Consider the following 20,191-nt stretch of genomic DNA (forward strand, 5'->3'; position numbering starts at 1 on the left):
GCTAATCTTTTATATAAATCCGTTTCACCCGGGGCGAAATGGATGTTAATACTTCGTAGGTTATTGTTTTGCAGTAGCCCGCAAATTCTTTTAAGCTGGGCTGCGCATTAAAGATAGTAACTTTATCGCCTTCTTTTACATTAGGAATATGGTCTACGTTAATCATCATCATATCCATGCAGATATTTCCTACAATAGGAGCCAGTACTTTGTTTACCCCCAGGTTTCCGGCCTGATTTCCGATCAGCCTGGGAATCCCATCTGCATATCCTACAGGAATTGTTGCAATCTTAGCGGCATGGTCCGGTTTGTATTTTCGGCTGTAACCAACTGATTCTCCGTTTTCTACAATTGAAATTTGAGAAATAACCGTTTTAAAACTAACAACAGACTGTAGTTGTTTTTGTATTTCACTGTTTGGTGATTCACCAAGCATTCCTATACCTATCCTCACCATATCATACTGGTGGTTCGTATAACTTGTTATTCCCGAGGAATTCAGGATGTGGCGAAGAGGAGCATATCCTAATTTTTCAATTAAATAAGCCGAGTTTTTTTCGAAAACCTCCAGTTGCTTTAAAGTAAATTCTTTTTCTTCGGGCATGTCTGAAGAAGAAAGATGGCTGAAGATACTCTGAACTTTCAGGTTTTTATTACTTAAAGCTTCACCCAGCTGATCCAGCTCAAAATCCTTGAAACCAAGCCTGTGCATTCCGGTTTCAAGTTTAATGTGGATTGGGTATTTTTTGTCTGATCCTGATTTTTGTACCGCTTCATAAAACAATTCCAATACCCTGAAACTGTAAATTTCAGGCTCCAGATTGTACTCAATGATGGCACCATAGCTGTGCTGCTCAGGATTCATCACGATAATAGGAGTGGTGATCCCTTTTTTACGGAGTTCAACGCCTTCATCAGCAAAGGCTACCCCTAAGTAATCAATATGATGATGTTGTAAAAATTCTGAAATTTCATAGCTTCCTAATCCGTAAGCGTTGGCTTTTACCATAGCCATCATTTTGGTTCCCGGTTTCAGCAGGGATTTATGATAGTTGATGTTATGAAGAAGAGCATTCAGATTGATCTCCAGGACCGTATCATGTTTTCTGAGTTCAAGAATATCTTTAAGCTTTTCGATTTCAAATTTTCTGGCTCCCTTCAGCAGAATGATCTGGTTTTCTATATCAGTAAGGTGTTTACTGTCAATGAGTTCCTGGGTGCTGATGAAAGTATATATTTTAGATTTAAATAATTCTTTGAATTTCGATATTTCGTCACCGATCAGGAATACAGAATCAAACTGCTGTTCATTCACAAGTTCAGAAACTTCTTCGTAGAGTTCTTTAGAATTTGAATTAACCCCGACAATATCTGTCAGAACCAATGATTTTTTAGATTTATTATATTCCTTCAGAAACTGAAGAGCCGTTTTCAGAGAATCCAGATCAAGGTTAAAGGAGTCATTGATGACAATATTATTTTTAATGCCTTCAATGGCTTCAAGACGCATTTCAACGGCTTTTAAAGTATTGATCTTTTCTATGATCTTCTGATTGTCAATCTGAAGTTCTTTCAGGACAGAAATAAGGGCCAGAGCATTCGTTAAAGTGGCTTCATCTCTTTGGTGAACAGGGAAGGAAATCTCTTCATCAAAATATTTTACAATGATCTTCTCATCTTTTGAAGGATGGTTTTTAATGGAAATCTGATTGCTTTCTTTAAGGCCGTAAGAAATTAATTTTCTACTTGAATATAATTCTTTTATCTTTTTGTCAACCAATGAATTGTCACCATTATAAATAATAACTTCAGAATGTCTGAAAAGGATGATCTTTTCATCAATCAGCTCTTCTTCAGACTGGAAATTGGCAGCGTGGGCTGTTCCGATATGGGTAAGCAGCCCGATTTGAGGATGGAATATATTCTCCAGTTTTTCCATTTCATGAGGGTGAGAAATTCCTGCTTCAAAAATTCCCAGTTGATGAGTGCTGTTGATTTGCAGTAGCGATAGGGGAAGTCCGATCTGAGAGTTAAAACTCTTCGGGCTTTTAACGGTTGGGAATTCATTCCACAAGCATTGATAAAGCCATTCTTTTAAAATGGTTTTTCCGTTGCTTCCGGTTATTCCTATAGATTTCAGTGCTGCATTTTCAAAGTGGTATCTTGCTAATTTCTGAAGAAAATTCACGGAATTTTCAACAATGATCCATGTTATATTTTCAAACTGCGGATAATGATGTTCCGAGATAATAATATCAATTCCCCTGTCAATAGCAGCTTCAATAAACTTTTCTCCCGAGTTTTTATGGGTATTTACTGCAATAAATGCGGTGTTCTTTGTTGAATAAATGATTCTGCTGTCAAAAGCTATATTTTTTATCACCAGATCTTTATCACCAATTGTATGTGAATTGGTAATTGCTGCAATTTGTTGTACTGTATAGTTCATTGATACCCCTTCTGCTTTATATTTTTAAGTGGAACTGCAAAAAGGCAAAATTGCAAAGGTTTAAAATCAATCTTTTTTACTTTGCAATATCACAGTTTTGCTTTTCCGTTTTCCATTTATTATTCTGTTTAATGAATCTGTAAATCCGTTTAAAAGTTACTTTCTCTTCAAAAGCACTTCATCAATAAAAACCCTGCGGCTTACGGCTTCATAGCTCTCTGTTTCCCCAAGTTCCACAAGATCATTTCCCTGTGAAGTTCTCATGGAATAATTTGCCAGGTTGCCTGTTCTCTTGCAAATAGCATGCACTTTTGTAACATATTCTGCGGTAGCCATTAAATTAGGCATTGGTCCGAACGGGCGTCCCAGAAAATCCATATCAAGTCCTGCAATCACCACTCTTATGCCGCTGTTGGCAAGTTCATTGGCAATATCTACAATGCTTTCATCAAAAAACTGGGCTTCATCAATGCCAACTACATCACAATTGGAAGCCAGGAGAAGAATTTCATTGGGATTTTCTACTGCTGTACTACGGATTTTATTGTGATTATGGGAAACAACATCCTCATCAGAATACCGTGTATCCAGCCTGGGTTTAAAAATCTCTACATTCTGTCCTGCCATCTCTGCTCTCCTCAGTCTTCGGATCAACTCTTCAGTTTTTCCGGAAAACATAGAGCCGCAGATAACTTCCATCCAACCACTTTGTTTGGAATGATTAATTGTATTTTCTAAAAACATTTGTTAAATTAGCCGTATATTTTTAAGATCAAAAGTAAGCAATTTTAACAAGATTCTTAATATGCAGAACATCCAAGATTTAAAGGAAAAAATTTTTTTTGAATCCAAGAATATCATTGATATTTTGGACAAAATAAATAACGTAGACGAATTACTTTCCAAGCAGGATCTTGTAGATGAGCTTGCCAACAGGATTTCTTTTCTACGGCTTCTGGAGAAAAATATTGATTATTTTATCCCGGATTCTTCTGGACAAATCACAGAAAACCAATACCATTCTTTTGTTTCCGGTGAACAGGAGGATTCCGGCAATGAAGTTACGGAAGAAGAGGCTATCTTCAATAATGAACTGAATGAAATAGATGAGTTCGAAAATGAAAATTTTGTTGAAGAAATAGAAGAAGAAGCTATTTTTGATAACCAGATTAAGGAAATTGTTGAAAATGAATTCCATGAAAATATCGTCAGCTTTGCTGTAGAAAATGAAGAGACTGCCCATGAAGACTCTGCTGATGAAAATCCGGATGATGATACCGTTTTCAACAGACAGCTGAATGAGATTGAAGACAATGAATTCTCCGGAAAAAAAGAAATTATTTTCAGTTTTGTGGATGAAGAAAGAATTCTTGCAGATGCAGAACCTGATAACGGAGAAGATATCAATGAAGATATTTTTGCAGACAGAACAACAGAAGAGGAAGCAGTTTTTAATAATCAGCTTAATGATATTGATGAAACTGAAAATGAAGAGCAGGAGGCAATTAATAAAACGGTAGTCAGGGAAGCTTCGGAACGGATAGAGATCATTCCAAGTATTTTTGATACAGAAACGCTGGAAGATGAAATACTGATAGAAGAAACTGAAGAACAGTTCATGAATTCCGGTATGATCATGGAGCAGGGAGAAATGGGAAGCGAGATTTCCAATGTAGAGAATATTCTTTCCGAAATAAAAAATGATACTCACGCAGAAGAAAAAAATGCAGGAACTGAAGCAGCCGAGGTTCATGACAGAAGGAAAATTGTTGAAATAGACAAGCGTACTCCGGAACACGAAACCGAAAAACATGCTTCCGACGAAAGTTTTGAAGACCTGAATGCTTATCATGAAGAAAAAAAGATCCGTCTGGCCAATATAAAAGGCCTGAAGGCTGTACAATCCCTTTTTGATGATGATCCTTTAGAAAGAGATATACCTAAGGAAAAAACACCGGTTCTTTCAGAAAGAGAAGATCTGGGAAGTATTCTTAAAACCAATATTCCAACCCATCTCATGGAAGCTGAAAAAGCAAAACCTGAATTTAAACTTGATTTAAATGACCGGATTGCCTTTTCTAAAATGCTCTTCGGAGGAAGCCAGACTGAACTGAATGATACTGTAGCTCAGCTGAATCAGTTTAAAAACCTGGAAGAGGCCAAAGAATATCTGAGCGACCTGTATTATGAAAAAAAATGGAGCAAAGTGGATGAATATGCCCAAAGACTCTGGATATTGGTGGAAAATAAATTCTTATAATTTTAAATTTTGAGCGGAATCCTATATTTTGTTCCTACCCCAGTAGGAAATCTTGAAGATATGACCTTCAGGGCTGTAAATGTCCTTAAGGATGTTGATTATATTTTGTGCGAAGACACCAGAACATCCGGAATACTTTTAAAGCATTTCGAGATCTCTAAACCCCTGAAATCCTATCATTTGCACAATGAACATCAGGCCACTGAAAAAGTAATTGCCGATCTTAAAAACGGACAGAATATTGCCATCATTACCGATGCCGGAACTCCCGGAATTTCTGATCCGGGTTATCTGCTGGCCAAGGCAGGTGCAGATAATGCTATTGAAATGATCTGCCTTCCCGGTGCAACAGCACTTATTCCTGCATTGGTTGTTTCAGGACTTCCGAATAACGAGTTTTTGTTTGCAGGCTTCCTTCCACAGAAAAAAGGAAGACAAACTAAGCTGAAACAGCTGGCTGAAGAGAAAAAAACCATTGTCCTGTACGAAAGTCCGCATAAGATCAATACTACACTGGAGCAGATCAAAGAATTCTTTGGTGAAGCAACCAGGGCAAGTCTGAGCCGGGAAATTTCTAAAAAATTTGAAGAGACTAAACGTGGAACAATCAATGAATTAATTGAATTTTCCAAAAGTAAAACTTTAAAAGGGGAGATCGTTCTTATTGTCAATAATTCCATTTAATTTCATTGAAAAAATTAGTTTTTGTATGCTGTACATCGGTATGTATGGCACAGACCACTCAGTACACTAAAATCCTTTTATCAAAAAAGACAGGAAAAGAAGTAAACTCCTACTCAAAAGGATATGGAACAGCTTATGATGCTAAGTCCAAAACCTATAGCATTGTCGATTCATTAGGAAATACAACATATGAAGCCTCGCCAAGAGAAAGAGTTTCACATATTGTAAAAAACAGGTTTATCCTCTCTTCTGAAGAATCCGGCCGTTTAATTGAGACAGCGGTTATTGATGAAAAAGGAAACCAGATGATCCCAGCTGATGACCAGAGTTTTAATATGCCATGGCTTAGTAATGAATGGATTATATCATCAAAACAAGGGAAAGATGCGGTTTATGATTATAATGGGAAGCAGATTATTGCTTATTCAGACAGGATAAGGCTGGCAGGAAAGAAACGTTTTTTTGTTTTGAAGGAGGGGCAATGGTTTTTATATGATTTTCAGGGAAAGCAATTAAGCAGCAGAGGCTTTAAAAAAGATTATGATTTTGAAGGTGAAAGAGCACTGATTATTAATGAAGACGGAAAGAGTGAAATCATTGGAACAGAAGGGCAGACCCTACATCTGTTTTCTAAACAGGTAACAAATATTCATTCTTATCCTTATCTTATCACAAAAAACCAGTCAACCGGAAAATATGGTATTATAGATACCGACGAAAATGTTCTGGCCGAAGAAATTTTTGATGGTGCGGTACCGGAATATTTCAGCGGCCAAAACTATATTTACCTGAAGAAAAAAGGAAAAACAACCGTTTTTAACAAGAAGGAAAAGAAATTATATCCCAACAATTTTAAAGACCTGGTGCCTTTAACCAAAGACCTTTTCAGCTTTTACAGCAATACTTCAAAGAAAAGAGGAATGGTAAGTCTGCTGGGTGAAACAGTGATGTTTCCGGAATATGATTTTATACAGAATTTCAATATTTCAGGACAGGATTTTATTTATCTTAAAAAAGGAAAAGAAGAACAATTTCTGGATAAAAACCTGCAGAATATTCTGGGTGCAGATCTCCGTGTTATTGCTTTTTATCCCGGTTTTCTGATCGTTAAAAAAGAAGATGCCTATTACTCATTTTCAGTTTCAGACCGGTCATTGGCTGTACTGAAAGATATTGTCTTCATTAAAGAGCAGGAACCTGATTTTTATAATATCCTGAATCTGTATTCAAAACCTGTGGTTTGTAAAAACAGTAGTAATTTATATGGTATCCTCAACGAAAACGGCAAAGAAATTGTTCCTTTTGCTTACGATGATATTATCGTATTTGAGAATTCAGAAAATGAAATCATCGTTAAAAAAGACGGTAAATATGGAGTAATCAATTTTCAGAATGAACCTCTGAAAGAAATTATGTACGATAAATACGTTTGGCAGAAAGAAGTTCTGAAGCTTGATAAGGACAGGAAAACAGACGTAATTTATTTCACCAGATTTAAGAACATCGGCAGCCGTCTTTAGGAAGATGACAAAAAACAGTGAAAAAAAATAAGTAATTTGATGATTTGGAATGCATTGAATAACAATTTGTAATATCTTTGCGCACTGTTTAATCCATATAAAATTAAATATACTATATTGCCGTTTTTCAGAAACGGAATAATTGTAAGAATATAATTGTCAAGAGATATGAAACTATTAGAAGGAAAAGTAGCGCTAATTACAGGAGCTACAAGAGGAATCGGAAAAGCAATTGCTGAAATGTACGCCCACCAGGGTGCAAAAGTAGCTTTTACTTATGCCGGCTCTGTAGACAAAGCTAAAGAATTAGAAGCAGCTTTAAGTTCTGTAACCCAGATCAAAGGATACCAGTCTGATGCATCAGATTATGATGCTGCCCAAAAATTAATTGATGATGTAATGGAGGAGTTCGGGAAGATTGATATTTTAATAAACAATGCAGGAATTACAAAAGATAATCTTCTGTTAAGAATGTCTAAAGAAGACTGGGATGTAATTATGAGAGTAAATCTTGATTCTGTGTTCAACCTTACTAAAGCGGTTATTAAACCAATGATGAAGGCTAAATCAGGATCTATCATCAATATGACTTCTGTAGTCGGAATAAGCGGGAATGCAGGACAGTCCAACTATGCAGCCTCCAAAGCAGGTGTTATTGGATTCACTAAGTCTATTGCAGTAGAATTAGGATCAAGAAACATCAGATGCAATGCTGTAGCACCAGGGTTCATTGAAACTGAAATGACAGCCGTTCTCGATGAAAAAGTAATTCAGGGATGGAAAGACCAGATTCCTGTAAAAAGACTGGGGCAGACTGAAGATGTTGCCAATGCATGTGTGTTCTTAGGAAGTGATATGGCTTCTTACATTACAGGGCAGACATTACAGGTAGACGGAGGGATGTTAACTTAATAGATAACAAACAGCATAAGAAAGCCAGATCGTAAAGGTCTGGCTTTTTACTTTAATCTTTAATACTGTAAGTGAGAAAAGAGTGGCTTCCGTTTAATCCATGATTAATCTTTAAAGACCTGATTTTCCTGTTCCTGAACCCTGATAAAAGTGGTTCTTTTGGAAAGCTCCTTAAGTTTGGATGCTCCTACATAGGTACACGTAGATCGTACCCCTCCCAGAATATCCTTTACCGTTTCGGAAACCGGACCTTTATAAGCCGCTTTTACAGTTTTCCCTTCCGAGGCACGGTACTCAGCAACACCTCCTGAATGCTTATCCATCGCAGTTTTGGAGCTCATCCCATAAAACAGGCGGTATTTTTTTCCGTTTTCTTCAATTATTTCTCCACCGCTTTCATCATGGCCGGCAAACATACCTCCCAGCATAACAAAATCAGCTCCGCCTCCGAAAGCTTTGGCTACATCTCCCGGAACCTTGCATCCTCCGTCAGCGATAATATGGCCTCCCAGTCCGTGAGCTGCATCGGAACATTCAATAATTGCAGAAAGCTGCGGGTAACCAACTCCTGTTTTTACACGGGTTGTGCAAACAGAACCGGGACCAATTCCTACTTTAATGATGTCTGCTCCGGCCAGAAGAAGTTCTTCCACCATTTCTCCGGTCACTACATTGCCTGCCATAATGATCTTGTCCGGAAAATTAGCCCTTGCGCGCTTCACAAACTCCACAAAATGCTCAGAATAACCATTGGCAACATCAATACAGAGAAATTCAATTTTTGGATGCTTTCCGAGGATCGTTCTGATTTTCTCCTCATCAGCCTTTCCGGTTCCTGTACTTAAAGCAATATATTGATGGATGCTTTCAGGATGGCTGTTAAGAAATGTACTCCATTCTTCAGGAGTATAATGTTTGTGTACTGCGGTAATAATTTTATCTTTAGCCAGTTCAACAGCCATTTCAAAAGTGCCTACCGTATCCATATTAGCTGCAATGAGCGGAACTCCTCTCCATTTCTTCTGAGTGTGTCTGAACGTGAATTCCCTTTCCAGATCAACTTCCGAACGGGATTTTAAAGTAGAACGTTTGGGGCGGAACATGACATCCTTGAACCCCAGTTTTATTTCATATTCTATACGCATCTTGTAATTATTTATCAGAATAAAGGTAGTGAATAATATGAAATGGTTTATTTTTGAACCCATGGATTTTCCTGTAACTTTTGAAATCTTTGGCCGTACGGTCCTTGCACATCCCCTTTTTGAAGCGATAGGAATGTTTCTCGGGATGCGGTATTATTTTTATCTTAAAAGAAAATCCGGTGATAAGCTTTCTTTTAATACTTCTGCTGCCGTACTGATAGGAGCCACCGCAGGAGCATTAATAGGTTCCAAACTGATAGGAAACCTGGAAAATCCGTATACCCTTTTTGAAAATTTCAGCATAATAAAATTCTGGTCCAGTAACACTATTGTGGGAGGTCTTGCATTCGGATTGATAGGGGTGGAACTGGCCAAGAAAATCGTACACCATAAAGAAAGCACGGGAGATCTGATTGTTTTCCCGCTGATGCTGGCTATGATTATCGGAAGAATAGGCTGTTTCCTGACGGGAATTTATGAAGAAACCTATGGGATTCCTACGAATTCTGTTTTCGGCATGCATCTGGGAGACCAGTACCTCAGGCACCCTGTTGCCCTTTATGAAATAGCTTTTCTGTTGATGCTTTGGATCGTTTTAAAATATATCAAAAACCGGAATACATTTACTTCAGGCTTTATTTTTCAGTTGTTTATGTTCAGTTATTTTGCATTCAGGTTTTTCCTGGATTTTATTAAACCAAGGGCGGAGATCATCGGAAATCTTGGAACGATACAGTTAGTGTGTATTTGTGTAATTATTTACTACATTTATACCATTAAAAATACTCGATCTCTCTATTTAAAATATTCAAAATGAAAAATTTAACCATTTTAGAAGCCGGAGGCCTTGTTGGTGTGGTAATTATGATCATCGGTATGATCATTCTGGGAGCACTCTTTTTTTCGTTGATTGTGACGGTTATAGTTAAGCTGATTTACGAGTCGAAAGACCAAAGAAAATTCAGTAAAAAACAGTTTATACAGACCATGCTGATCTGTCTTCTGATCTGTGGCCTGATCAGCGGATATATTTGTGGGGGAGGATTTTAAAATTAAATTATGCCAGTAAGAAATTATACCTATTACGATTATACCATCAGCCTTTGCCCGGAATGCCTTAAAAGGGTTGGAGCCAAGATCATTATAGAGGATGAAGCTGTTTTCATGACGAAAAGATGTCCGGAACATGGGTTTTTCAAAACAAAAATAGCTTCAGATGTCCAGTATTATAAAAACATAAGAAACTACAACAAAGCATCGGAAATGCCTGTACATTTCGGGACAGATGTGGAATACGGATGTCCTTATGACTGCGGGTTGTGTGTAGATCACGAACAGCACAGCTGTCTTTCTATTGTGGAAGTGACGGACCGGTGTAATCTGACCTGTCCTACCTGCTATGCCATGTCATCTCCTCATTACGGAAGCCACAGAACCCTGGAAGAAATTGAGGCTATGTTTGATACGATTGTCCGAAATGAAGGTGAACCGGATGTAGTCCAGATCAGTGGGGGAGAACCTACCATTCATCCCGAGTTTTTTAAGATCATGGACATTGCCAAGTCGAAACCCATCAAACACCTGATGCTGAATACCAACGGGATAAGAATCGCCAATGACCCTGGATTTGCCGAAAAACTGGCGACATACGCTCCTGAATTTGAGGTTTATCTCCAGTTTGATTCCTTTAAGCCGGAAGTGCTTGAAGATTTCAGGGGTAAAGATCTCACGTCAGTCAGAATGAAGGCATTGGAAAAACTGAATGCGCTTAACCTTTCCACCACATTGGTAATTGTGCTTCAGAAAGGTAAAAATATAGATGAAATAGGAAAGATAATAGAATTTGCCCTGAAACAGAAATGTGTAAGGGGAATTACCTTCCAGCCTGTAGAAATTGCAGGAAGAAACAGGGAAGATTCTGCTTATGAGAAAATTACCCTGACAGAAGTAAGACAGGAAATCCTTAACCAGTTTCCTCTTCTGAACGGGGATGATATTATTCCGGTACCATGTAATCCGGATGCCCTGGCTATGGGGTATATTCTTAAATTGCAGGGAGAAACCATTCCGTTAACCAGATACATCAATCCTGCAGATCTTCTGAACAACGAATCGAGAAATACCATAGTTTATGAGCAGGATCAGGGACTTCATATGCAGCTGCTGGATATTTTCAGTACAGGAATTTCCGTAGATAAAGTAAAACCTAAGGTGAATCAGCTACTGTGCTGTCTTCCTGAAGTATGTGCTCCCGACCTGGATTATGATAATCTGTTCAGAATCATCATCATGAATTTTATGGATGCTCACGATTTTGATGTGAGAGCGGTGAAAAAATCATGCGTTCATATTGTGGACAAAGATTTAAAACTGATCCCTTTTGAGACAATGAATCTTTTTTACAGGGATGAAAAGAAAAAATATCTTGAAGAACTCAGAAGAGAAGATAAAGTTTTATTCTGATAAAAAGGGGCGGAAATTTTTTTTTCACGCCCCTTAAATTTATATCTGCGCATAAGTCTGGAAGCTTTTTTGCGCTATCATTGCTATCTGCAGCATACAGGAAAAGTGTTCCGTGCTTCAGATATCTTTTGAGAATTCTTTGGTTTTTGTATATCAGTCGAAATTCATTACCTCTTCCAATGTTTTCATATACTCATAAGCAGTAAGGTCAAACTTCACCGGAACAATGGAGATATATCCGTTAGCCAGAGCCGTTTCATCAGCATCCTCAGACTCGTCCATGTTGTTGAAATAGCCTGTCAGCCAGTAGTATTTTTTTCCATGAGGATTTACCCTTTCGTCAAAACTTTCTTCCCATTTGGCGTGTGCCTGTTTACAGACTTTAATTCCTTTAATTTCCTCTGCCGGAAGTTTCGGGATGTTGACATTCAATACAATACCTTTTGGCATTGGGTTTTGCAGCGTTCTTTTTACAATATTCTGAATAAACTCTTTAGCCTGGGTAAAATCGGCTTCCCAGCTGAAGTCCAGCAGAGAAAACCCGATGGCGGGAATACCTTCCACTCCGGCTTCTACTGCAGCAGACATGGTCCCGGAATAAATCACATTAATGGAAGAATTGGCCCCGTGATTGATTCCTGAAACAACAATATCCGGTCTTCTTTTCAGAATCTTGTCAAGAGCCATTTTTACGCAGTCTACAGGAGTTCCGCTGCACGAATAGTCAGTTTGCGGTCCGTCAAGGGTTACTTCTTCATAGCTTAAAGTGGAGTTGATGGTGATAGCGTGGCCTTTTCCACTCTGGGGAGAGTTGGGGGCTACAACTACAACTTCTCCTATTTCATTCATAAAATTTATAAGATTTCTGATCCCTGGTGCGGTAATTCCATCATCATTAGTAACCAGAATAAGTGGTCTTTCCATAAAAAAAAATGATTTTAAATAGTACAAATTAAATTTCTTTTAATCTGAGAATAAGAAAATTAATTTACCTCAAAAGTAGATAAAAGTTTTCAAAAATAAACAGTATTGTTAGCAAAATCAAATAGCATTGGTGTGTTGAATATAGGATAGGTAGTTTAGAATTTTATATAAAACAGACGGTTTGGGCAATAATCTTTTCAAATGAAAGATTTTTATAAATAAAATTTTACACTATTTTATAGAAAATACAATAAAATGTTAACTATTTTGATTATTTGTTATTAATAAATATTTGTTTTAATGGTTTTTTTATTAAAACAAGTTGTAAATAATGAATAATTTACCAGTATGGATAGGAAATATGTATTTTTACATAACCATTTCTCATGATCGAGCATTGATGGAATGATAGGGAGAAAAGGCTTAACACAAGTTGCTAACAGAAAAATATATATTATGTTTCCCAGAATTCTATTATTTTTAATTGTTTTAAGTTCCGGTTTCCTGAAAGCCCAGCTCAATGAAATAAACAACATCAAGGCAAAGTATATCAACTGGCTTACTGATGCTGCGGTAACAACATATTCAGATAACAATGTAAAATCGCTGTATAATAGATATATTCAGCTGGCGGGCAATGTAGAATCTACCATCAATAACAATTATAATTTTGATGCACCCGGAGCAGCATGGAATATGACAAATACTTCAGATGAAAGTGCTTTTATAAGCCTGGTGAATAACAATCTGTTTTATCTGGTCATGGCCTACAACCTGAAAGGACCTATTGTCAACGGTCAGCCATCCAATCCTAAATATCATAACCCTCAACTTAAAGACTTGATTCTTAAAGTATTTAAATATATTAAAGATAAAGGGGTAAATAGCTCTACCAATTTTGAATTCTCAGAGAATATTTCTCTGGAAACAATAAGCATTAGTAATTCTGAATTTGGATTACGAAGTGTTCCCTTAGGTAACTGCGTACTTCTTATGAAGGATGAGTTGGTACAGGCCGGAGAATTCTCCCATCATATGGGAATTTTAGAGGGGCTGACTTCTTTTTTAGATCCTTCCAATCCCAATTATCATTTTACATATACCGGATTCAATACAGATATACTGCGTTCATTAACCCATCTTCGATTATGCTATGTATTGGCTCTGGACGACAGCGCTCCTCAGAAACTTGAAAAAATGAACTTTCTTGTTCAGTTTGTAAATAATGCATTGTCTATTGCTAACGGGTGGTCAGACATGATTAAACCGGATTTTACTACTTTTCATCATATTGCAGCTTACCCTAATTCATATGGAATCAATGGTCTTTATGTTTCTGCTATATTGAATTACATTCTTAAAAATACTCCATACGAGTTAAATGCCACCTCAAGAAGTAATCTCAAAAATGCATTGATGGCTTATCAGAAATACAGTGGTGATTATGAGATTCACAGGGGCTGGGCAGGCCGGTTTCCCAATACCACGACACCTCTCCGGGATTACAGATATGTTTTTGCTTTATTATACGCGTCAGACCCTGTTGAAAACCTAGATGCAGGACAGCTTTTTAAAAGAATTTATAATATGCCCGGAGCAGGATTTACAACCAGTATTTACCTGTCGCTTGGAATTGTTAATACAATGATGACCGGACAGATTGTTACCAATACCAATAATAATCCTTCTTTATTACCCGGTGACCCTATTACGGAAGGACAATTCAGTTTTCCTTATGGAGGGCTTAGTGTTCACAAATACAATGGTTACCAGGTAGCCGTAAAGGGAACAAGTAAGCATATCTGGCATTATGAGAACAGCGCAACAGAAAATATTTTCGGAAGATATATTTCGGCTGGCGCTATGGAAATACTTTCAGCCGGAAGCATTAAAACGCGTTTATCCAACGGATTGGGAGTAGCAGGAACAAATGGTGCTGTTACAGATAACGGCTGGGATTGGAGCCACCTTCCCGGTACAACAGTTGCCAATATACCGCTAAGTGTTTTTCCTACGGGAACCCATCGCTTATTTAATGGTAAAAAATTCCTTGTCCATGCTTCCCTGGATAATAACGGAATATTTGCCATAGATTATAAAGATGTCAATTCTGCTACAGGTGCTTCCGCTCTTAAAACGGTTTTCTTCTTTAAAGACAAAATGTTGTGCATGGGGTCAGAGATTAAAGATATCGGAGGAACATACCCTATTCATACTACCTTATTTCAGACGGGTCTGCCTACCTCTGCTACCCCAACCAACATCAACGGAACTGTTCAGACCGGGCTTAATGTAAATTTTTCACAAAGCACAGGGAATGTATGGGCCACAGATGCTGTAGGTAACGGCTTTGCTATTCCTTCAGGCGGTTATACAGGTTCAGTAGTGATTAAAAGAAGTACTCAGCAGTCCCGTAATCATGCTAATACAGCTGATACTCAAGGAGATTACACTACTGCTTATATAAATCATGGTACAGCACCTTCTTCAGATAAATATTATTACGGAATCACGATGCAGGGCGGAGCTGCAGGGGCTCAGGATATGGCAAATAATTTTTCCAACTACTTTACGGTTTTCCAGCAGGATAATAAAGCTCATGTCATGAAATCTGTAGAAGACAATATTTATGGCTATTCGGTTTTTGATGCATCAGCCCTGTTCCAATATGATAAAGTGATTTCTGTAGATAAGCCGTCTGTAATTATGACTCAAACGCTAAATAGCGGAAATAAACTAAAGGTAAGCCTTACGAATCCACTAGGGCTTTTGAATGATAATGAGACCTATATTTATAACCAGATTTTAGGAGCAGCTTCCCGGTTTTATCGAATGCCGCAGATAGATCCTGTAAAACTTATTCTGGTTGGCAGATGGCAGCTTGAATCCCCCAATAATAATGTGAGCGTTTCTATAGCAGGAAACAATACAGAAGTTACCTTTAATACCATTAACGGAACTACTATTCAGACCACTCTTGTTCCTGTATCTGTTCTGGGAACACAAGAATCCGGGAGTAAGGATGTTGCTTTTTCCATTTATCCAAATCCGGCAAAGGAGAAAGTCACCATTATCCCTATAAAAAAATCTTATAAAAGCCTGAAAGTTTATGATAGGTCAGGAAGAGATATTTCCTCAATAATTGCAATTGAAAAGCAGGAAGACAGTATTAATCTTGATCTCAGTTCAATAGCTTCAGGAACGTATATGGTATGTCTTGATAATGATTGCAGGAAGATCATTAAGAATTAAGGAGCGATTAATTTCCGACTCACAGCAACTATAATCCGGAGATTTAAAACAGGCTTTAACAAATACTATTTTAGATTTTGTTAAAGCCTGTAATTGATTTAATTAAGTGGTTTTACAAAATTTAAATTACTCAAGAGGCTTTCTACCGGTAATGATATTGTAAAGGATAACAACAATCGCAATAACCAATAAAATGTGTATTAAATAGCCTGTGCTGATGCCCGGTACTATTCCTAACATTCCTAAAAGCCAAACAACGATACAAATGACGGCAATTAGCCATAATAAACTTCTCATGATATTACATTTTAAAGTTAAGTAATTAATTACCATCATATTTTATGCCTTTATATCATTAAAGGCATTTTTGTGGTACCTGTTTGTTGATTTTTATTCATAAAAACATCATGAAAGAAGTATGCGGGCTTTTCCCATTTCCAATCAAACCTTCTGATAGCAGGAGAATATTAAAATGTGTTTCCCTATTTATATTCTTCTTTTAATAAAAATAGGGAAAACTGTTCGATATTTGTAAATAAGGTATTAAATTTGATCGTTTGTAACAGTGCTAAAATTATAGCTACTAATTTCTTTAAAAAAATTAATAAATAAAGACAGTTTATGTGGAAAAATTTCAAACTGAATAAATTTTTACTCCTGATTCCATTAACAAGTCTAATGTTTTGTTTCAACTCGCCAAAGAATGATGACGAAAAGATGCAGACGATTATGGTGAGCGTAAAAAATACACTTTCTTATTTGCATTACAGCCCGAAACCTATTAATGATGCTTATTCCAAGGACGTTTATAAGCATTATTTTGAATTGGTAGATCCTGCAAAAAGATATTTCCTGCAGTCTGATATGGATGAATTCAGCAAGCACGAAACAAAGCTTGATGATTATATCAGCCAGGGGGACCTTACCTTCTATAAACTTACCATCGACAGGCTTTACCAAAGAGTAGACGAAATTGATAAAATTACTCAGGATATCTTCAGCAAGCCAATCAATCTTCAGGAAGATGAAGCGCTTACTCTGGAGCCTAAACTTAAAAAAGTGCCGGCAACTAAGCAGGAACAATATAATGAATGGAAAAAGTATATCAAGTACAACATCCTGCAGGAAGTTGAATCAATGAACAGCAAGGAAGAAGCCCAGAAAGAAAAGAAAGATTCCGTTCAGAAATTCAAACTGAAAGATACTATTAAGCTTCAGGTGCTTACCCAGGATCAGAAAATAAAAAAAGCTACGGATGAAGTAAAAGATCTTGTAAAAGATACCTTTACCCGATTCAAAAAAAGAAAAAAAATGGATTGGTTTACGGTGTATATGAACGCTTATACTGAAGTTTTCGATCCTCACACCAATTACTATTCTCCAAAAGATAAAGAAGATTTTGATACCCAATTTACAGGAAAAGTAATTGGTATTGGCGCCATTATTCAGGAGAAAAAAGGAAATCTTTACCTTGGAGCCCTTACAATCGGAGCTCCGGCATGGAAGTCCAAGCAGCTTTCAGAAGGAGATAAGATCCTGAAAGTAAAATCAAAACCGAAAGATGACGCCGTAAACGTTGTAGGAATGCTTTCCGATGAAGCGGTAAGACTGATCAGAGGAGAAAAAGGAACTCCGGTAACGCTAACGGTACAGAAGAAAGACGGAACCATCAAGGATGTAACAATGATCCGTGAAGAAGTAGCCATTGAAGATACATTTGCAAGAAGTATTGTAGTGAACTCTCCAAACGGAAAAAAATACGGATTTATCAATCTTCCAAGCTTCAATGCTGATTTTGAAGACTCTAAAGGAAGAAACGCCTCTGATGATATTAAAAATGAGATCATCAAACTGAAAGGGCAGAATATTGAGGGAATCGTTCTGGACCTTAGAAACAACGGGGGAGGTTCTCTTACTGAAGTAGGAGATATTATGGGACTATTTATGGAAGCCGGACCTTACGTTCAGGTAAAAGACGGAAACGGAAAAATCCAGACCCTGAAAAATAAAAATGAAACACCAATCTGGACAGGGCCTCTTGTAATTATGCAGAATGAACTTTCTGCTTCAGCATCTGAGATCCTTGCCGGAGTAATGCAGGATTACGGAAGGGCGATGATTATCGGTTCTCCACAGTCTTTCGGAAAAGGTACCGTACAGACCTTTGTAGACCTGAACAGATTTTTAAATACAGAAGATGATTTCGGATCTTTAAAACTGACTATTCAGAAGTTCTACAGAATATCCGGGGAATCTACCCAGAGAAAAGGTATTGTTTCTGATATCCAGATGAAAGACTTCTTTACCTATGCGGAAGTAGGAGAACGTTATGATGATTTTGCGCTGGCCTGGGATAAAATTCCTACCACCAAATATCAGAAACTGAATTACTTCAATATCCAGGCTCTTGAAAAAGCAAGTGCAGACAGAATGGCTAAAAACAGTAATTATCAGCTATTGCTTGAATCTGCCCAATGGAGAGAAAAATTAGATAAGGAAGAAAGCATTACGCTGAATATCAATAAATTCAATGAACTGATGAAGCAGAGAAAATCTCAGATTGAGAAATTCAAAGCATTGACAAAGTTTGAAAACGGATTGAAATTCATGATGTATCCAAATGAAATTGAAAGAGAGAAAAAAGACGAAGCATTCAGGAAAAAATCTGAAATGTGGATCAAAAACCTGAAAAAAGATCCATACCTGCAGGAAGCAATGAATATCGTTTCCGACATGGGGGCTACTAAGTCATAATATAAAAAGGCCGCCGATCATTGATCGGCGGCCTTTTTTATTAAATATCAGATTATTTAATTTCCACACATCCCACTCTTCCGCCGGCATTTCCGGTAGGCTGGGTATGGAAGTCATCAGCTGCTGCGTGTACAATCAGTCCTTTTCCAATGATATTTTTAGACACATCTGTACAGCCAAGGCACCATTTATTGGTTTTAAAGGTTAACACTGCTTTTCCGCTCTGGTCGGCAGTCAGGTTCCCTATATCTCCCATATGAAAATGCTCGGCTCCCCATTTTCCGTGGTCGTCTTTAGCAGGATTCCAGTGGCCTCCTGTAGAAGTTCCGTCAGCGGCAGAACAGTCGCCTTTTTCGTGGATATGTACTGCATGAATTCCCGGAGTAAGATTAGTTACCTCAAGTTTCATCACAACTTCATCTCCTTTTTGGGTAAATTTGGCAGTACCACCTGTTTGTGTTCCGCTTTTTGCGTTTACAGAGTACGTTTTCGTTGTACAGCAAGAAGCCGCCAGAAATGCACATCCCGTTAATAATGCTAATGTTTGTCCTCTCATTTTTTTAAATGATTTATAGTGATTTTAATGATAAATTTATAAAAGATTTTCCAAAGCACTTTATGATTTCAGTCGTTTTTTGCTATTGGCTTCAAATAAAAGATTTTATATGCACAGGTTTATCAAGGGATTTTCTCCGGATTTTGAAGACAGAATTCTGAAATACCGGAAATGGGAAGCTGTTTTAAATGAAGGACAATGCACGACTGCAGACGGGAAGTTCTTTGTGAAAGAATGTCGTATTGATGAAAATTATCATAGCTGTTCTGCTTCAGTCAATCATAAATGAATTCCTTGCCAAAACCGCAATAAAAGACAACTCAGATTTTTTTTATTCAGATACCTTTACAACCTATTTTTTTGAATTGGAAGATTATAAAAAGAGGATCATCAGAACGATCCGGTACATAGAAAACAATCTTGATGGGGACCTTTCACTGGAAAAGACCGCGGAAATTGCTGCCTATTCACCGTTTCATTTCCACAGGATATTTAAACTTATTACAGGGGAAACACTTCAGCAGTATATCCTCAGGAAAAAAACGGAAAAAAGCGCCTTTTACCTGGCAGTACACAAGCATCTGAATATTAAAGAAATTTATCTTGAGCTTGGTTTTCCCAATCATTCAGTTTTTAATAAGACTTTTAAAAAATATTACGGGATGTCTCCTTCCGGATTCCGCAGATCTGCACCTGATTCATTTCATAGAATTTTACACACATCAAGCAAGAACGGACCAATTGATATGCTTTTCACCCCATACATTTGCGGTGTCGAAAACCTTTTAAAATGGACGAAAATGAATCTGAAAATTGAAATCAAAGAACTGCCGGAAATGAATCTGGCCGCAGTAATGAGCTTTGGTCAGTACAATGTGGAATCCTCTTATACCGCTTTACTTGACTGGGCCGTGAAAAAACAGCTGTTTCCCGGAGAAAACATCAAAATGATCTCTGTCTATCACGACAGTTTTAAAGTAACACCACCGGAAAAAGTAAGAATTCATGCATGTATGCTTCTGGAAGAGAAACTGAAAGAACAGGAGGGGCAGGTTTTTTCCGAAACCATTGATGCCGGAAAGTTTATTGTCGGAAGCGGGGAAGTTACCCTCAACGATTTTGAAAAGTGCTGGGTTTCCTTGTTTTTGTGGATGAATGAGCATCATTATTCAATCAGGAAAGCATTTCCGTTTGAGATCTATCATTCTAACTTTAAAGAACACCCGGAAGGAAAAATGATCGTGGACTTCTGCATTCCTGTTCATTAACCAC

17 protein-coding genes are annotated in these 20,191 nt (G+C 37.5%); 11 read left to right on the forward strand and 6 right to left on the reverse strand.

Translation table 11 applies throughout. The annotated features are described in order from the left end of the window. Nucleotide 1: 1 nt before the first annotated feature. Both AOB46_RS14280 and AOB46_RS14285 read right to left on the reverse strand, forming a co-directional pair. On the reverse strand, nt 2–2,449 hold the full coding sequence (locus AOB46_RS14280) for a bifunctional UDP-N-acetylmuramoyl-tripeptide:D-alanyl-D-alanine ligase/alanine racemase (protein WP_062700528.1): 2,448 nt from the start codon (nt 2,447–2,449) through the stop codon (nt 2–4). A 156-nt stretch (nt 2,450–2,605) separates the two neighbouring features. After that, nucleotides 2,606–3,193 carry a thymidine kinase gene (locus tag AOB46_RS14285; protein ID WP_062700529.1) on the reverse strand — a complete coding sequence of 196 codons (588 nt, stop codon included), beginning with the start codon at nt 3,191–3,193 and terminating at the stop codon, nt 2,606–2,608. A gap of 61 nt (nt 3,194–3,254) precedes the next feature. On the opposite strand from AOB46_RS14285, the gene AOB46_RS14290 reads away from it, so the two are divergent. The 4 genes from AOB46_RS14290 (at nt 3,255) to fabG (ending at nt 7,825) form a co-directional block, all read left to right on the forward strand. Beyond that, the gene (locus AOB46_RS14290) at nt 3,255–4,709 is read left to right on the forward strand and encodes a hypothetical protein (protein ID WP_062700531.1); all 1,455 of its coding nucleotides are present in this window, start codon (nt 3,255–3,257) and stop codon (nt 4,707–4,709) included. Nucleotides 4,710–4,718: 9 nt separating this feature from the next. After that, entirely contained in the window at nt 4,719–5,393 is a 675-nt protein-coding gene (gene rsmI / locus AOB46_RS14295; RefSeq protein WP_062700533.1) for a 16S rRNA (cytidine(1402)-2'-O)-methyltransferase, read from the forward strand. A 5-nt stretch (nt 5,394–5,398) separates the two neighbouring features. Beyond that, nucleotides 5,399–6,913 carry a WG repeat-containing protein gene (locus tag AOB46_RS14300; RefSeq protein ID WP_131724386.1) on the forward strand — a complete coding sequence of 505 codons (1,515 nt, stop codon included), beginning with the start codon at nt 5,399–5,401 and terminating at the stop codon, nt 6,911–6,913. Between the two features lie 168 nt (nt 6,914–7,081). Next, the gene (gene fabG / locus AOB46_RS14305) at nt 7,082–7,825 is read left to right on the forward strand and encodes a 3-oxoacyl-[acyl-carrier-protein] reductase (RefSeq protein WP_062700537.1); all 744 of its coding nucleotides are present in this window, start codon (nt 7,082–7,084) and stop codon (nt 7,823–7,825) included. A 104-nt stretch (nt 7,826–7,929) separates the two neighbouring features. Here the strand turns inward: fabG and AOB46_RS14310 are convergent, their stop codons facing one another. Further along, nucleotides 7,930–8,970: a GMP reductase gene (locus AOB46_RS14310; protein ID WP_062700687.1), complete on the reverse strand. Its 1,041-nt coding sequence runs from the start codon at nt 8,968–8,970 to the stop codon at nt 7,930–7,932. 37 nt (nt 8,971–9,007) lie between these two features. Here AOB46_RS14310 and AOB46_RS14315 point away from each other — a divergent pair, with 37 nt between their 5' ends. The 3 genes from AOB46_RS14315 to AOB46_RS14325 are packed head-to-tail and all read left to right on the forward strand — an operon-like array spanning nt 9,008 to nt 11,433. Then, entirely contained in the window at nt 9,008–9,787 is a 780-nt protein-coding gene (locus AOB46_RS14315) for a prolipoprotein diacylglyceryl transferase (protein WP_241489216.1), read from the forward strand. Beyond that, nucleotides 9,784–10,020: a hypothetical protein gene (locus AOB46_RS14320; protein WP_062700539.1), complete on the forward strand. Its 237-nt coding sequence runs from the start codon at nt 9,784–9,786 to the stop codon at nt 10,018–10,020. The genes AOB46_RS14315 and AOB46_RS14320 overlap by 4 nt, the downstream gene beginning before the upstream one ends. A gap of 9 nt (nt 10,021–10,029) precedes the next feature. After that, nucleotides 10,030–11,433 (forward strand): radical SAM protein, encoded by a 1,404-nt coding sequence (locus tag AOB46_RS14325; protein ID WP_062700541.1) that lies wholly within the window; start codon nt 10,030–10,032, stop codon nt 11,431–11,433. Between the two features lie 153 nt (nt 11,434–11,586). On the opposite strand, the gene surE is transcribed toward AOB46_RS14325, so the two are convergent. After that, a complete protein-coding gene (gene surE, locus AOB46_RS14330; protein ID WP_062700542.1) occupies nt 11,587–12,357 on the reverse strand; it encodes a 5'/3'-nucleotidase SurE in 771 nt (256 codons plus the stop codon). Between the two features lie 456 nt (nt 12,358–12,813). Here surE and AOB46_RS14335 point away from each other — a divergent pair, with 456 nt between their 5' ends. Then, nucleotides 12,814–15,609 (forward strand): chondroitinase family polysaccharide lyase, encoded by a 2,796-nt coding sequence (locus AOB46_RS14335; protein ID WP_185113873.1) that lies wholly within the window; start codon nt 12,814–12,816, stop codon nt 15,607–15,609. A gap of 126 nt (nt 15,610–15,735) precedes the next feature. On the opposite strand, the gene AOB46_RS22950 is transcribed toward AOB46_RS14335, so the two are convergent. Continuing rightward, nucleotides 15,736–15,906 (reverse strand): lmo0937 family membrane protein, encoded by a 171-nt coding sequence (locus AOB46_RS22950; protein ID WP_117590580.1) that lies wholly within the window; start codon nt 15,904–15,906, stop codon nt 15,736–15,738. 324 nt (nt 15,907–16,230) lie between these two features. Between AOB46_RS22950 and AOB46_RS14340 the strand changes: the two genes are divergently transcribed. Beyond that, nucleotides 16,231–18,363 (forward strand): carboxy terminal-processing peptidase, encoded by a 2,133-nt coding sequence (locus AOB46_RS14340; RefSeq protein WP_062700547.1) that lies wholly within the window; start codon nt 16,231–16,233, stop codon nt 18,361–18,363. A 52-nt stretch (nt 18,364–18,415) separates the two neighbouring features. On the opposite strand, the gene AOB46_RS14345 is transcribed toward AOB46_RS14340, so the two are convergent. Beyond that, complete coding sequence (locus AOB46_RS14345) at nt 18,416–18,919, reverse strand: superoxide dismutase family protein (RefSeq protein ID WP_062700549.1); 504 nt, start codon at nt 18,917–18,919, stop codon at nt 18,416–18,418. 109 nt (nt 18,920–19,028) lie between these two features. On the opposite strand from AOB46_RS14345, the gene AOB46_RS14350 reads away from it, so the two are divergent. Together AOB46_RS14350 and AOB46_RS14355 are read left to right on the forward strand one after the other, a co-directional pair. After that, nucleotides 19,029–19,208, forward strand: coding sequence for a hypothetical protein (locus tag AOB46_RS14350; protein WP_062700551.1), 180 nt, complete (start codon nt 19,029–19,031; stop codon nt 19,206–19,208). After that, nucleotides 19,165–20,187, forward strand: a complete 1,023-nt coding sequence (locus AOB46_RS14355; RefSeq protein WP_062700553.1) for a GyrI-like domain-containing protein — start codon at nt 19,165–19,167, stop codon at nt 20,185–20,187. Before AOB46_RS14350 ends, AOB46_RS14355 begins: the two co-directional genes overlap by 44 nt. Nucleotides 20,188–20,191 lie beyond the last annotated feature (4 nt).

It is taken from the genome of Chryseobacterium indologenes (assembly GCF_001295265.1).
Taxonomy (GTDB): domain Bacteria; phylum Bacteroidota; class Bacteroidia; order Flavobacteriales; family Weeksellaceae; genus Chryseobacterium; species Chryseobacterium indologenes_A.